This window comes from Phytobacter cepae (assembly GCF_054165735.1).
Map to the genome: position 1 here is coordinate 3,521,833 of NZ_CM135107.1, position 13,584 is coordinate 3,535,416.

Annotated in this window: 14 protein-coding genes; 1 reads left to right on the plus strand and 13 read right to left on the minus strand. The window is 54.3% G+C overall.

The annotated features are described in order from the left end of the window. Window positions 1–25: 25 nt before the first annotated feature. The 11 genes from tolB to ACUY4Q_RS16600 form a co-directional block, all read right to left on the minus strand. Window positions 26–1,318 carry a Tol-Pal system beta propeller repeat protein TolB gene (gene tolB / locus ACUY4Q_RS16550; RefSeq protein ID WP_458043815.1) on the minus strand — a complete coding sequence of 431 codons (1,293 nt, stop codon included), beginning with the start codon at window positions 1,316–1,318 and terminating at the stop codon, window positions 26–28. Window positions 1,319–1,441: 123 nt separating this feature from the next. After that, window positions 1,442–2,755 (minus strand): cell envelope integrity protein TolA, encoded by a 1,314-nt coding sequence (gene tolA / locus ACUY4Q_RS16555; protein WP_458043816.1) that lies wholly within the window; start codon window positions 2,753–2,755, stop codon window positions 1,442–1,444. 39 nt (window positions 2,756–2,794) lie between these two features. Continuing rightward, window positions 2,795–3,223, minus strand: coding sequence for a colicin uptake protein TolR (gene tolR / locus ACUY4Q_RS16560; protein WP_458043817.1), 429 nt, complete (start codon window positions 3,221–3,223; stop codon window positions 2,795–2,797). A 3-nt stretch (window positions 3,224–3,226) separates the two neighbouring features. After that, a complete protein-coding gene (gene tolQ, locus ACUY4Q_RS16565; RefSeq protein WP_458043818.1) occupies window positions 3,227–3,919 on the minus strand; it encodes a Tol-Pal system protein TolQ in 693 nt (230 codons plus the stop codon). Beyond that, window positions 3,916–4,320: a tol-pal system-associated acyl-CoA thioesterase gene (ybgC, locus tag ACUY4Q_RS16570; protein WP_041852070.1), complete on the minus strand. Its 405-nt coding sequence runs from the start codon at window positions 4,318–4,320 to the stop codon at window positions 3,916–3,918. Before ybgC ends, tolQ begins: the two co-directional genes overlap by 4 nt. A 149-nt stretch (window positions 4,321–4,469) precedes the next feature. Further along, window positions 4,470–4,763 carry a cyd operon protein YbgE gene (gene ybgE / locus ACUY4Q_RS16575; protein ID WP_458043819.1) on the minus strand — a complete coding sequence of 98 codons (294 nt, stop codon included), beginning with the start codon at window positions 4,761–4,763 and terminating at the stop codon, window positions 4,470–4,472. Further along, entirely contained in the window at window positions 4,763–4,876 is a 114-nt protein-coding gene (gene cydX / locus ACUY4Q_RS16580; RefSeq protein WP_090460606.1) for a cytochrome bd-I oxidase subunit CydX, read from the minus strand. Before cydX ends, ybgE begins: the two co-directional genes overlap by 1 nt. A gap of 14 nt (window positions 4,877–4,890) precedes the next feature. Continuing rightward, window positions 4,891–6,030, minus strand: coding sequence for a cytochrome d ubiquinol oxidase subunit II (gene cydB, locus ACUY4Q_RS16585; RefSeq protein ID WP_458043820.1), 1,140 nt, complete (start codon window positions 6,028–6,030; stop codon window positions 4,891–4,893). A gap of 15 nt (window positions 6,031–6,045) precedes the next feature. Continuing rightward, complete coding sequence (gene cydA / locus ACUY4Q_RS16590; RefSeq protein ID WP_458043821.1) at window positions 6,046–7,644, minus strand: cytochrome ubiquinol oxidase subunit I; 1,599 nt, start codon at window positions 7,642–7,644, stop codon at window positions 6,046–6,048. A 699-nt stretch (window positions 7,645–8,343) separates the two neighbouring features. After that, entirely contained in the window at window positions 8,344–9,690 is a 1,347-nt protein-coding gene (locus ACUY4Q_RS16595; protein ID WP_458043822.1) for a pyridoxal phosphate-dependent decarboxylase family protein, read from the minus strand. Between the two features lie 17 nt (window positions 9,691–9,707). After that, entirely contained in the window at window positions 9,708–10,922 is a 1,215-nt protein-coding gene (locus tag ACUY4Q_RS16600) for an MFS transporter (protein WP_458043823.1), read from the minus strand. 88 nt (window positions 10,923–11,010) lie between these two features. On the opposite strand from ACUY4Q_RS16600, the gene ACUY4Q_RS16605 reads away from it, so the two are divergent. Beyond that, complete coding sequence (locus ACUY4Q_RS16605; protein WP_458043824.1) at window positions 11,011–11,460, plus strand: winged helix-turn-helix transcriptional regulator; 450 nt, start codon at window positions 11,011–11,013, stop codon at window positions 11,458–11,460. A 74-nt stretch (window positions 11,461–11,534) separates the two neighbouring features. Here the strand turns inward: ACUY4Q_RS16605 and sucD are convergent, their stop codons facing one another. Continuing rightward, window positions 11,535–12,404, minus strand: a complete 870-nt coding sequence (gene sucD, locus ACUY4Q_RS16610) for a succinate--CoA ligase subunit alpha (protein ID WP_458043825.1) — start codon at window positions 12,402–12,404, stop codon at window positions 11,535–11,537. Next, a complete protein-coding gene (sucC, locus tag ACUY4Q_RS16615) occupies window positions 12,404–13,570 on the minus strand; it encodes an ADP-forming succinate--CoA ligase subunit beta (protein WP_458043826.1) in 1,167 nt (388 codons plus the stop codon). Before sucC ends, sucD begins: the two co-directional genes overlap by 1 nt. Between the last annotated feature and the right edge of the window lie 14 nt (window positions 13,571–13,584).

Genomic DNA, 13,584 nt, shown 5'->3' on the forward strand with positions numbered 1-13,584 from the left:
CCTTTAGTAATCAATTATTTATTATTTACAGGTACGGCGACCAGGCAGGTGATTTTACCTGTCCATCAGACGCCGGAATACGCGCTTTGAAACGCCCATCTGTAGAAACCAGGTTCAGCACGGATCCCATCCCCTGAGAAGAGCTGTAGATTACCATCGTGCCGTTAGGTGCCAGACTCGGCGATTCATCCAGGAACGTTGACGACAAAACTTGCACGCCACCCGCTGCCAGATCTTGTTTGGCAATGTGTTGCTGACCGCCTTCGGAGCTCACCATTACCATAAATTTACCATCAGCACTCACGTCAGCATCCTGGTTTTGCGAACCCTGCCAGGTAATACGTTGTGCTGCACCGCCATTCACATTGACTTTATAGACCTGTGGACGGCCTGCCTGGTCGGAAGTAAACGCCAGGTTCTGGCTATCCGGGAACCAGGTCGGTTCAGTGTTATTGCTGCGACCGTCGGTAACCTGACGGATTTGACCGGAACCCAGATCCATCACATAGATGTTCAGGCTACCGGTTTTAGACAGTGCAAAGGCAATCTTGCTGCCATCAGGCGAGAATGCAGGCGCACCGTTGTGACGCGGGAAAGAGGCAACCTGACGCGTTGCAGTGGTTGCCAGGTTTTGAATCACCAGCGCTGAACGACCACTTTCAAACGTCACGTAGGCCAGCTGTGAACCATCCGGCGACCAGGCAGGTGACATCAGCGGCTGAGATGAACGGTGGATCACCGAGGTGTTGTGACCATCGTAATCCGATACGCGAAGTTCGTACGGGAACTGACCACCGTTAGCCTGGACAACATAAGCAATTCGGGTACGGAATGCGCCTTTAATACCGGTCAGTTTCTGGAACACTTCATCACTGGCAGTATGTGCTGCGTAACGCAACCACTGTTTGGTGACTTTGAAGGAGTTCTGAGACAGTACGGTGCCCGGTGCGCCACCGGTATCAACCAGTTGATAGGCAACGTTGAAGCTACCGTCCGGGTTAGGGGTAACCTGACCCACCACTACCGCATCGATGCCCAGTGCAGACCATGCCGCAGGCTGAACTTCTTGTGCCGTCGCTGGCGTCTGTGGCAGACGTGAACGGTCCAGCGGGTTGAATTTGCCGCTCATGCGCAAATCGAAGGAAACAACGTCACTGATGTCCTCAGGTGCAGCACCCGGCCCTGCCCACTGGAAAGGTACAACACCGATTGGGCGTGCCGAGTCGACCCCTTGGGTAATCTCGATACGTACTTCTGCATGCAGCACCGCTGCCCACAGCATTAAAAAACCAAACGCTACACGTAATGCCTGCTTCATCGTATCTCCCTTATCCGGGCAAAAAACCCGCGATAATTTAGCAGAATGTTAACAAACTCAAAACACGATAATTATACATCCTGACCCGCAATTGCGAGTCAGGCATTCTTCATTAATGACGCTTTAAAGCTTAAACCCAAGCGTGGCATCTTTAACTCGTTCATAGACAGCTTTACTCGGAGGCGTTGGCATGTTCGCCGTACGCGCAGCCCGGAGTGCGGCTTCACAAAGTTCAGGATCGCCACCTTTCGATTCGATGTTGCTCAACGAACCATCCGATCTTAGCGTGATATGTAAATCACATGTTTTACCTGCAAACAAATCAGCATTATAAAGCTTGCTCTGAATAGCCGATCTTATCTGCCCAGTGTACTTACTGATGTCTTCATTGCTGGCACCATTGTCGCCATTACGACTATTGTTACCTGAACCTGCAGGAGCCGCATTGTTCCCTTTCGCTCCGCCGCCCGTTTTCGGTGCATTCTTACCGGAACTCAGGTCGCCAAACAGATCATCCACGCCTGATGCAGCCGCGGCTTTCTCTGCAGCCGCCTTTTTGGCTGCTGCTTTATCCGCTGCGGCCTTTTTATCGGCAGCCGCTTTCTCTGCGGCGGCGGCTTTTTTGTCTGCTGCTGCTTTTTCGGCGGCAGCCTTCTCAGCGGCGGCAGCTTTTTCTGCGGCGGCAGCTTTCTCGGCAGCGGCCTTTTCAGCCGCCGCTGCTTTCTTAGCCGCGTCGGCAGCCGCTTTCTTCTCAGCATCCTGCTGAGCTTTCTTCGCCGCTTCTGCTTCCGCTTTTTTCTGTGCGTCTGCTGCGGCTTTAGCTGCTTCGGCTTCGGCTTTTTTCTGCGCATCCGCAGCCGCTTTGGCCGCATCGGCTTCAGCTTTCTTCTGTGCGTCGGCTGCTGCTTTCTTCGCCGCATCCGCAGCGGCTTTAGCCTGCGCATCCGCAGCCGCTTTAGCCTGGGCATCCGCTTTGGCTTTCGCATCGGCTGCAGACTTCGCAGCGGCTTCTTCCGCCTGCTTCTGCACTTCCTGCGCTTTCTTCGCCGCCTCTTCTGCTTTCTTCTGCTGCTCAGCCTGCTGACGTGCCGCTTCCTGCGACTGCAAACGCTCCTGCTCAAGCTGCTTCAGGCGTTCCTGCTCAGCAGCCTGCTTTTCACGCAGTTCTTCAGCCTGCTGCTGCGCCTGTTTCTCACGCTGTTCTTCGGCACGTTTTGCGCTGGACTGCTGCTGTTGCTGACGGTTGTAATTTTGTACAACGGCGCCGGGATCAACCATCACCGCATCAATGGATGAACCGCCACCGCCGCCAGCAGAAGCGTCAATATTTTCATCGAACGAACTCCATATCAGCAGGGCCACAAGCACTACGTGCAGCACGGCTGAGATGATGATCGCGCGTTTAAGTTTGTCGTTTTGTTCGGTTGCCTTTGACACTCTCGGTTCCCAAAAACTGCCCGCCTGTTATGCCGGGGATCAAATAGGCTGCGTCATCAAGCCAACCGACTTCACACCCGCGCTATGTAACAGGTTTAGCGCTTTAATGATTTCATCGTACGGCACTTCTTTCGCGCCACCGATCAGGAAAACGGTTTTCGGATTGGCTTGCAAACGGCGCTGCGCCTCTGCAATCACCTGTTCAGGCGGTAGCTGATCGAGACGATCTTTTTCCACTACCACGCTGTACTGTCCGACACCCGAGACCTCAATAATGACCGGTGGTTCGTCGTTGGTGCTGACGCTTTTAGAATCTGTCGCGTCTGGCAGATCAACTTCAACGCTCTGCGTAATGATCGGAGCGGTTGCCATAAAGATCAGCAGCAACACTAGCAACACATCCAGCAGAGGCACAATGTTGATTTCGGACTTGAGGTCACGACTGCCGCGTCCACGCTTTCTGGCCATGGTTTACCCCTTGTTGCTCTCGGTGCTGGTAAACGCCTGACGATGCAGAATAGCGGTGAACTCTTCCATAAAGTTGTCGTAATTCATTTCCAGTTTGTTCACGCGCTGGTTCAGGCGGTTATAGGCCATTACCGCAGGAATAGCCGCAAACAGACCGATCGCAGTCGCGATTAACGCTTCAGCAATGCCTGGCGCAACCATCTGCAATGTCGCCTGCTTCACCGCACCCAGTGCGATAAAGGCATGCATAATCCCCCAAACCGTACCAAACAGACCGATGTACGGGCTGATGGAACCTACGGTACCGAGGAAAGGAATATGGGTTTCAAGGCTCTCCAGTTCGCGGTTCATGGAAATACGCATCGCCCGCGACGCGCCTTCTACGATGGCTTCCGGCGCATGGCTGTTGGCCTTGTGCAGTCGGGCAAACTCTTTAAAGCCGCTGTAGAAAATTTGTTCCGACCCGGTCAGGTTATCGCGACGCCCCTGGCTCTCCTGGTACAGACGCGACAGTTCAATGCCAGACCAGAATTTGTCTTCAAACGCTTCCGCTTCACGGCCGGCTGCGTTAAGAATACGCGTTCTCTGGATGATGATGGCCCAGGATGCGATGGAAAAACCAATCAAAATCAACATGATAAGTTTGACCAGAAGGCTAGCCTTCAGGAACAAATCAAGGATGTTCATGTCAGTCACTGCTTAAACTCCGCGACAATAGACTTGGGAAGCGCACGAGGCTTCATTAAGAGTGGATCAACGCAGACAATCAGAACCTCGGCTTCATTCAAGACCGTGTTCTCTGCATTGACAATCCGCTGCGTAAAGACCAGGGAGGTGCCACGCATTGATGTAATTTCCGTTTGGACTTCGAGCATATCGTCGAGTCTGGCGGGCGCAAAATACTCCAGCGTTAATTTGCGTACCACGAATGCGACGCGCTCGGCCAGCAGAACCTGCTGACTAAAGTGGTGATGGCGCAGCATCTCAGTGCGTGCTCGTTCATAAAAAGCAACATAGCTGGCGTGGTACACCACACCCCCGGCATCGGTATCTTCGTAGTAGACCCGAACCGGCCATCGAAACAGCGTTGTATTCACTTTACATCCCGGTAATGCAAAAAAAAGTTAGAACTTTTAAACGTCGTTACTATACGCGCGGGAAAGGTGGTTTGGAATGGGTTGAAGTAAACGGAGAGTAAAAATATATGGGCTTTTGCAAGCCCATGTCGTAAACGGAGATTTCTTATTCAAAAGAAGAAAAAAATCAGACCTGTTAACAAAACAACCATAGCGATTAACGGACAAAAGACGCCTTGCCAGACGAGCGAACGCGGACGAAAACCCACGCCGTGGATCACACCGGCACACACCGCCCACATCAACAGAAAGCCCTGCCAGACAGCAAGCTCGCTGGTCTTTGCCGCAAATTTTGACGGGTCCCAGAAAATACAGCCCGCCAGCACCAACGCCATGATTAAGGAAAGCGCCCTTAACGGGCGCTTATCCATTACCGCATAGAGCTTTGCGATAATCTCATCCATCAATGTTCTTCTTTTCCAGCTTTGGTCGCTTCCACGTGCTCAAACGCCAACGCGGTAATAATCCCAAAAGCACAGGCAAGAAGCGTTCCTAAAATCCATGCGAAATACCACATTATCAGCTCCTTACTTAGTACATTGAGTGGGTATTGGTTTCAATTTGCTCTTTGGTGATGCGCCCGAACATTTTCCAGTAACACCAGCTGGTGTAGATAAGGATCAACGGAACGAACACCAGCGCCACGAAGGTCATCAGATTCAGCGTCATCTGACTTGATGTGGCATCCCACATAGTCAGGCTGGCATTCATCATAATACTGGATGGCATCACAAACGGGAACATCGCAATACCGGCCGTCAGGATAATGCACGCCAGCGTTAATGAAGAGAAGATAAACGCCAGCGCGGTTTTTTCCAGACGCGCACTGAGGATGGTCAGTACCGGTAAAGCCACACCCAGAGCCGGAATCGCCCAAAGAATCGGGGTGTTATTGAAGTTAACCAACCAGGCGCCGGCCTGACGTGCCACTTCTTTATTCAACGGGTTAGACGCCGCGTGATGATCCAGCGTAGAGGTCACGACATAGCCGTCGATACCCAGAACCACCCAAATACCGGCCAACAGGAAGCACACCATGGTCAACAAGGCGGCAAACTGAGCGACAGAACGTGCACGCAGACGCAGCTCGCCAACGGTACGCATTTGCAGGTAGGTCGCGCCCTGCGTGACGATCATGCCCACGCTCACAATACCGGCCAGCAGACCAAACGGGTTGAGCAGCTGGAATAAATTACCGGTATAGGTCAGGCGCAGATACTCATCCACGCTGAACGGAACGCCCTGCAGCAGGTTACCAAAGGCCACGCCAATCACCAGAGGCGGAACAAAGCTACCGATGAAAATGCCCCAGTCCCACATGTTACGCCAGCGGGTGTCTTCAATCTTGGAGCGGTAATCAAAACCGACCGGACGGAAGAACAAGGACGCCAGTACCAGAATCATCGCCATATAGAAGCCGGAGAAGGCGGCGGCATAGACCATCGGCCAGGCAGCGAACAATGCGCCACCTGCAGTGATCAACCACACCTGGTTACCGTCCCAGTGCGGCGCGATGGAGTTAATCATCACGCGGCGCTCGGTGTCAGTACGCCCCAGGAAACGGGTCAGCATGCCGACCCCCATGTCGAAACCGTCCGTCACGGCAAACCCGATCAGCAGAATGCCAACCAGCAGCCACCAGATAAAACGCAATACTTCATAATCGATCATTTGACGACTCCTGTCTTAGCGTGCCGGCTGAGAAGCCACGGTGGACTGCTCATATTCGCCAGAAACACCCTTGGTCTGCTCATAGTGGTAGCGACCGGTTTTCAGGCTGCTTGGGCCAAGGCGTGCAAATTTGAACATCAGGAACATTTCAGCCACCAGGAACAGGGTATAGAGACCACAAATCAGCACCATCGAGAAGATCAGGTCGCCTGCGGTCAGCGTAGAGTTTGCTACCGCAGTCGGGAGCATTTCACCCACGGCCCACGGTTGACGGCCATACTCCGCCACAAACCAACCGGATTCGATAGCGATCCAGGGCAGCGGAATACCATACAGCGCCGCGCGCAGCAGCCACTTTTTCTCACCGATACGGTTACGACACACGGTCCAGAACGCCACGGCGATGATGAAGAGCATCAGCACACCGCACGCCACCATAATACGGAAGGCGAAGTACAGCGGCGCCACGCGTGGAATGGAGTCCTGCGTCGCCAGCTTGATTTGATCTTCAGTGGCGTCAGAAACGTTCGGGGTGTAGCGCTTGAGCAGCAAACCGTAACCCAGGTCTTTTTTCACCGTGTTGAACGCATCGCGAACAGACGGATCGGTGGAACCTGAACGCAGTTGCTCCAGCAGGTGATACGCTTTCATCCCGTTACGGATACGCTCTTCATGCTGCACCATCAGGTCTTTCAGGCCAACCACTGGCGTGTCGACGGAACGGGTAGCAATGATGCCCAGCGCATAAGGAATCTGGATGGAGAAGTTGTTTTTCTGCCCGTCCTGATCCGGGATACCAAACAGGGTAAAGGCGGCCGGCGCAGGCTGGGTTTCCCACTCTGCTTCGATAGCAGCCAGTTTGGTTTTCTGCACGTCACCCATTTCATAACCGGACTCATCACCCAGCACGATAACAGAGAGAATTGCAGCCATACCGAAACTTGCTGCAATGGCAAAAGAGCGTTTGGCGAAGGCGATATCGCGGCCACGCAACAGGTAGTAGGAGCTGATACCCAGCACGAAAATCGCGCCGCAGGTATAGCCGGAGGCGACGGTGTGTACGAATTTCACCTGAGCAACTGGGTTAAGCACCAGTTCGGCGAAGCTCACCATCTCCATGCGCATGGTTTCGAAGTTGAAATCTGCGGCAACCGGGTTCTGCATCCAGCCGTTAGCCACCAGGATCCACAATGCAGATAAGTTAGAACCCAGCGCAACCAGCCAGGTCACTGCCATATGCTGCACTTTGCCCAGACGATCCCAACCAAAGAAAAACAGACCTACAAAAGTCGACTCGAGGAAGAAAGCCATCAGGCCTTCAATGGCCAGCGGCGCACCGAAGATATCCCCAACATAGTGAGAATAGTAAGACCAGTTAGTCCCGAACTGGAACTCCATGGTCAAACCGGTTGCCACGCCCAGAGCAAAGTTGATACCAAACAACTTGCCCCAGAACTTGGTCATATCTTTATAAATCTGTTTGCCGGAAAGAACGTAGACCGTTTCCATGATGGCCAGCAAGAACGCCATACCGAGCGTCAGTGGTACAAAAAGGAAGTGGTACATCGCGGTCAAGGCAAACTGTAAGCGTGACAGTTCGACAATATCTAACATCCTGACTCCTTGCTCATCGCATGAAGACTCCGAGAGTAAACCCTGTTAGTGAAGGTTTACACGCATGCCCCAATACAAAGTTGTTGCACTTTTAAATCGCCATCATGAATAAAACTGATGCCGATTCAAAAAAGTTACAACCACGTTAATAAAAACCCGAATTGATCTCTCGAATATATTACTCCGCAAAACCCTTACAATAAAAAGGTTTTTATTGGGTTTGTTTTACGTTTTTCGACAGTGATCAATTTATACCTAATTTGCTCACTTTAAGCCAATTTGATCGGCGACAATTTATCGATTTTTAGGGTTTTTTCCAAGCTTTTAAATATTGATTTAAATCAATTTAATTCTGGCATGTTAATTTTGTAGCCATAGTATCCGCTTAGTAAAGACCATGTTAACGATATGTATACTTTATCGTGCTTTATGGTTATCAATCGGCGAGAAAGAGGAAATATTACCGAGCTTATTTAACGTTTAACACCGGGGCATTATTCGGCTTGTGGATTTGGTAAAAACACGGTTTGGGGAGGGTGACAGAAGTATGAAAGTAAGATTTTACAATTATTTCACTTACTCCTTTATGAGACTTAACACCGCAGCGTGACTATTTAAAAAAGCCACGCAAAATAATGCATGGCTTAATTTACATTGGCACGCTATTTACTGGTCAATACTATTCCCGGCGGTTATAGATTACTGACCCGTGCGCAGTGTCTTCAGGGTATTAAGCAGCCTGGCGACATGCTGTTGCTCGGTACGCCATGACGAAACGCTAATGCGCATGGCTAACCTTCCCTGCCATCGGGTACTGCCAAACCAGATGTTTCCTGACGCCTGCGCCGCCGCCAGCACCGCTTCCGTCTGTGCATCGGTGGCGCAACGGAACAAGACCTGATTGATCACCACCCGGTTTAATACCTCAAAACCCTGTGCGCTGAGCCCCTCGCTGATGACGCGCGCCAGGGCACAGTGCGTGTCTATCATTGCCCCTATCCCCTCCCGCCCCAGAGAACGCAATGCAGCCCAGACCGGGATCCCACGCGGGCGGCGAGAAAACTCCAGCGTCAGGTTTTTTTGTGCATCGGCGCTGGCACGCATATAGACCGCATCGCTGTTCATCGCACCGGCAAGCACCTGCGGATCGCGGCATATCACCATTGCACAGTCATAGGGGGTATTCAGCCATTTGTGGGCATCGGTCGTCCAGCTGTCCGCCAGCTCAATACCTTCCGTAAGGGCTGCCTGTGAAGAAGCCCGCGCCCACAAACCAAATGCGCCGTCCACATGGACCCAGGCCCCTGCCTCGTGGGCAAGCGGGATTAACTGTGCAAAGGGGTCGAACTCCCCGGTATTTACCTCTCCGGCCTGCAAGCACAGAATGGTGCGGCCATCCAGCGGAGGGAGCTGAGCCACGTCTACGCGCCCAAAACCATCTACCGGGGCGATAATAAGACGTGACAGGCCAAATCCGAGGATGCGCAGCGCTTTTTTTATGGTGATGTGGGCCAGTTCAGAGACCACGACCTTTATCTCCGGCGCACCCAGTAAGCCGTCATTGTCGATATCCCAACCCGCACGGGTCAACAGTTCACGCCGGGCAGCCGCAAGGGCGGCCAGCGTGCAGGCTGTCGCGCTGGTGCCAAACCCTACGGCGCTGTCACGCGGCAGATCGAGCGCTTCCAGCGTCCATCTTCCGGCAACGCGTTCGATGCGGTCAGCGACCGGGGAGTTGATAAACGAAGAGGCACATTGATCCCAGGCCATTACCATGCGCTCTGCCGCTGCGGCTGCCGGTAAGGTGGCCCCCACCACAAAGCCAAAATAGCCCGGCCCATTGGATGCAGTGGTCGCAGGCGAGCCCCGCTCATCCAGCAAGGCCAGGGTTTCTTCTGCGGGCAACCCAGCCTGCGGCAGGGGCTCATCGAAGGCCGCAAGGGCCGCTATCGCCTCGGGCGAAGGAAATACGCGCCGCGTATTAGTCCCCTCAAGATAACGCAGGCCGCGCGCGTCAGCCTCTGCCAGTAATTCACGTTCTTCCATCTTAATCCCCTGTTGTGTTATCGGTATTCTTCTGGCATCAGGCGTCGCGTTAATCCCCATATCATCAGCGCCAGCAGGCTCACTGATGCCCCCAGCCAGCAGACACCCTGCCAGCCATATTGTGAATATACGGCGGTGGTTAATAGTGCGCCGACGCCGCTGCCGATGGCATAAAACAGCATATAAAGCGCCACCAGCCGCCCATGCAGATCGGCCGCCGCACGAAATATCAGACTCTGGTTGGTGACGTGCAGCGCCTGGCCGCCCAGGTCGAGGAGCACAATCCCCAGCAGCAACAGCGGAATTGAGTGCTCAAGTCGGGAGAGAGGCCACCACGCCAGCAAGAGCACCAGCAGCGCAAGAAAGCTGGTCCGCTGCGCATAACCCCGATCGGCGGCCTGCCCTGCCCTGGCAGCAGCAAGCGCGCCCGCCACCCCGGCCAGGGCAAACAGCCCAATAACAGTATGCGAAAAACGGTACGGTGGCGCGCTCAGGGGCAGTACCATCGCACTCCAGAAAATCGTGAAGGCGGCAAACATCAGTAACGCCAGCATCCCCCGAATCACCAGCACACGATCGGTAATGAGCAGTTTCAGCATTGAAAAAAGTAACTGCGACCAACGGACCGGCTGCTCCTGCGTTTCGAAACGGGGTAGCCACCGCCAGAGAAGCAGCAGCAACACCAGCATTAACAGTGCCGAGGTACCGTAGACGGCGCGCCAACCTGCCAGGTCGCTCACCACGCCTGAAAAAACGCGGGCCAGCAGCAGGCCAATAAAGACGCCCCCCTGAGCCGCTCCCACCACTCGCCCGCGTTCCTGCGAATCGGATGCACTGGCGGCAGAGGCGATAAGCCCTTGCGTCATTGCCGTGCCCAGTAAGCCAACCGCCAGCATCCCGGCAAGCAGCATCCCTGTGGAGTTTGCCAATGACACAACGCCCAGCACCATCACCAGTGCGATGAGCTGAACCAGCATTAACCTGCGCCGATTTATGATATCTCCCAGCGGGACCAGCAGCAGTAATGCCAGCGCGCAGCCCACCTGGGTGGCGGTCACCACGCCCCCCACCGCAGCATAGCTAATCGCAAAATCCCGCGCCAAAGCATCCAGCAATGGCTGAGCGTAATAGACATTGGCAACGCTCATTCCGCTGGCAACCGCAAACAGCACGACCAGCCGGCCTGGCAAACGCTTCTCAGAAGCAGCACACCCAATAACAGAGGCTTTCATTGTTAACCTGGTTGCAAAAGAAAACTAGTTGAAGCCTAAAGAAACCAGTTTTAAAATGCAACCGGAATATTATTCATGAGGTCAGCCGATGCCTAACGCATTACCGCCCGATTATCAGCCCTGCCCGGTCGCACGTTCTGTTGATGTGCTGGGCGACCGCTGGGCGCTACTTATCATTCGGGATGCCTTCGATGGCGCCCGACGTTTTGGTGATTTTCAGCGTGGACTGGGAATGGCGCGTAACATTCTTACCGATCGGTTACGCAAGCTGGTGGACGCGAAAATCCTGACGACCCAACCGGCCTCAGACGGCACCGCTTATCAGGAGTATGTGCTCACACCGAAAGGAAATGCCTTGTTTCCCGTGATCGTGGCGCTGCGTCAGTGGGGTGAAGGTCATCTGTTTGCCCCAGATGAACCCCACTCGGTGCTGATAGACAGGCGAACCGGGCGCGCGGTTGCCCCGATGCTACCTCATGCCGGAGATGGCACTGTCCTGTCGGCGCAAGAGACGCAGGTGCGCAAACTGGGCGCATAAAAAAAGGCCGCTCTAGTGGAGCGGCCAACCATGTCGAACATCTTACTGCCCCTTTTCATGTGGGGCATTGAATCTTATTTGATGACGGATTTCAGCGCTTCGCCGATATCTGCCAGGCTACGCACAGTCTTCACGCCAGCCGCTTCCAGCGCCGCGAACTTCTCATCCGCCGTGCCTTTACCGCCCGCGATGATCGCGCCTGCGTGCCCCATACGTTTGCCTTTCGGCGCGGTGACACCGGCAATGTAGCCCACAACCGGTTTGGTCACGTGATCTTTGATGTAAGCCGCCGCTTCTTCTTCCGCGCTACCGCCGATCTCACCGATCATGACGATCGCTTCGGTCTGCGGATCTTCCTGGAACAGCTTCAGGATGTCGATGAAGTTAGAGCCCGGGATCGGGTCACCACCGATGCCCACGCAGGTGGACTGGCCGAAGCCATAATCAGTCGTCTGCTTAACGGCTTCATAGGTCAGGGTACCGGAACGGGAGACGATGCCCACTTTGCCCGGCTGATGAATGTGGCCTGGCATGATACCGATTTTGCACTCGCCGGGGGTGATAACGCCTGGGCAGTTCGGCCCAATCATGCGCACGCCCGCTTCGTCGAGTTTCACTTTCACGGTCAGCATGTCCAGAGTCGGGATGCCTTCGGTGATGGTGATAATAAGTTTGATGCCTGCGTCAATGGCTTCCAGAATGGAGTCTTTGCAGAACGGTGCCGGAACGTAGATAACGGTGGCGGTTGCGCCCGTGGCTTCTACCGCTTCACGCACGGTGTTGAACACCGGCAGGCCGAGATGCGTGGTGCCGCCTTTGCCCGGCGTCACACCGCCAACCATCTGGGTGCCGTAAGCAATGGCTTGTTCAGAGTGGAAGGTGCCCTGGCTACCGGTAAAACCCTGGCAGATAACCTTGGTATCTTTATTGATTAAAACAGACATTATTTACCCTCCACTGCGGCAACAACCTGCTGCGCTGCATCCGTCAGACTTTTCGCTGCAATAATATTCAGGCCGCTGTCAGCCAGACGCTTGGCGCCCAGTTCCGCATTGTTGCCTTCCAGACGTACCACAACAGGTACGTTAACACCCACTTCTTCTACCGCACCGATGATCCCGTCTGCGATCAGGTCGCAACGCACGATGCCGCCGAAAATGTTCACCAGCACGGCTTTCACATTGTCGTCAGAGAGAATGATTTTGAACGCTTCGGTTACGCGCTCTTTGGTTGCGCCGCCGCCCACGTCAAGGAAGTTTGCCGGTTCGCCGCCGTGTAGCTTAACGATGTCCATGGTGCCCATTGCCAGGCCCGCACCGTTAACCATGCAGCCGATGTTGCCATCCAGCGCCACATAGTTCAGTTCCCAGTGCGCCGCCTGCGCTTCACGCGGATCTTCCTGAGACTGGTCACGCATTTCGCGCAGATCCGGCTGACGGAACAGCGCATTGCCATCCGCACCCAGTTTGCCGTCGAGGCAGATCAGGTCGCCCTGTTTGGTGATGACCAGCGGGTTGATTTCGATCAGCGCCAGGTCACGCTCAAGGAAAATAGTCGCCAGGCCCATAAAGATTTTGGTGAACTGCTGAACCTGCTTACCTTCCAGACCCAGTTTGAACGCCAGCTCACGGCCCTGGTACGGCATCGGGCCCGCCAGCGGATCCAGTGCGATTTTGTGGATCAGGTGAGGCGTCTCTTCCGCCACTTTTTCGATTTCCACGCCACCTTCAGTGGAAGCCATGAACACCACGCGACGGGAGCTGCGGTCAACAACGGCGCCCAGATACAGCTCTTTGTCGATATCCGTTGCCGCTTCTACCAGAATCTGGTTAACCGGCTGACCGTTCGCATCCGTTTGGTAGGTCACCAGACGTTTACCCAACCAGTGCTCAGCAAAGGCACGAATCTCTTCTTTGCTGTTCACTACTTTTACGCCACCGGCTTTACCACGGCCACCTGCGTGAACCTGGCATTTCACTACCCACGGGCCCGCGCCGATTTTGGACGCGGCTTCTTCAGCTTCGCGTGGCGTCGAGCACGCATAGCCTACTGGGGCAGGCAGACCGTAACGGGCAAAAAGCTGTTTTGCCTGGTATTCATGTAAGTTCATGTATTCTGTCCATC

Excerpts from the sequence above, each read along its gene's own strand:
- tolB (WP_458043815.1), bottom strand. The coding sequence starts at position 1,318 with ATGAAGCAGGCATTACGTGTAGCGTTTGGTTTTTTAATGCTGTGGGCA.
- tolR (WP_458043817.1), bottom strand. The coding sequence starts at position 3,223 with ATGGCCAGAAAGCGTGGACGCGGCAGTCGTGACCTCAAGTCCGAAATC.
- ybgE (WP_458043819.1), bottom strand. The coding sequence starts at position 4,763 with ATGGATGAGATTATCGCAAAGCTCTATGCGGTAATGGATAAGCGCCCG.
- cydX (WP_090460606.1), bottom strand. The coding sequence starts at position 4,876 with ATGTGGTATTTCGCATGGATTTTAGGAACGCTTCTTGCCTGTGCTTTT.
- cydB (WP_458043820.1), bottom strand. The coding sequence starts at position 6,030 with ATGATCGATTATGAAGTATTGCGTTTTATCTGGTGGCTGCTGGTTGGC.
- cydA (WP_458043821.1), bottom strand. The coding sequence starts at position 7,644 with ATGTTAGATATTGTCGAACTGTCACGCTTACAGTTTGCCTTGACCGCG.
- ACUY4Q_RS16595 (WP_458043822.1), bottom strand. The coding sequence starts at position 9,690 with ATGGAAGAACGTGAATTACTGGCAGAGGCTGACGCGCGCGGCCTGCGT.
- ACUY4Q_RS16600 (WP_458043823.1), bottom strand. The coding sequence starts at position 10,922 with ATGAAAGCCTCTGTTATTGGGTGTGCTGCTTCTGAGAAGCGTTTGCCA.
- ACUY4Q_RS16605 (WP_458043824.1), top strand. The coding sequence starts at position 11,011 with ATGCCTAACGCATTACCGCCCGATTATCAGCCCTGCCCGGTCGCACGT.
- sucD (WP_458043825.1), bottom strand. The coding sequence starts at position 12,404 with ATGTCTGTTTTAATCAATAAAGATACCAAGGTTATCTGCCAGGGTTTT.
- sucC (WP_458043826.1), bottom strand. The coding sequence starts at position 13,570 with ATGAACTTACATGAATACCAGGCAAAACAGCTTTTTGCCCGTTACGGT.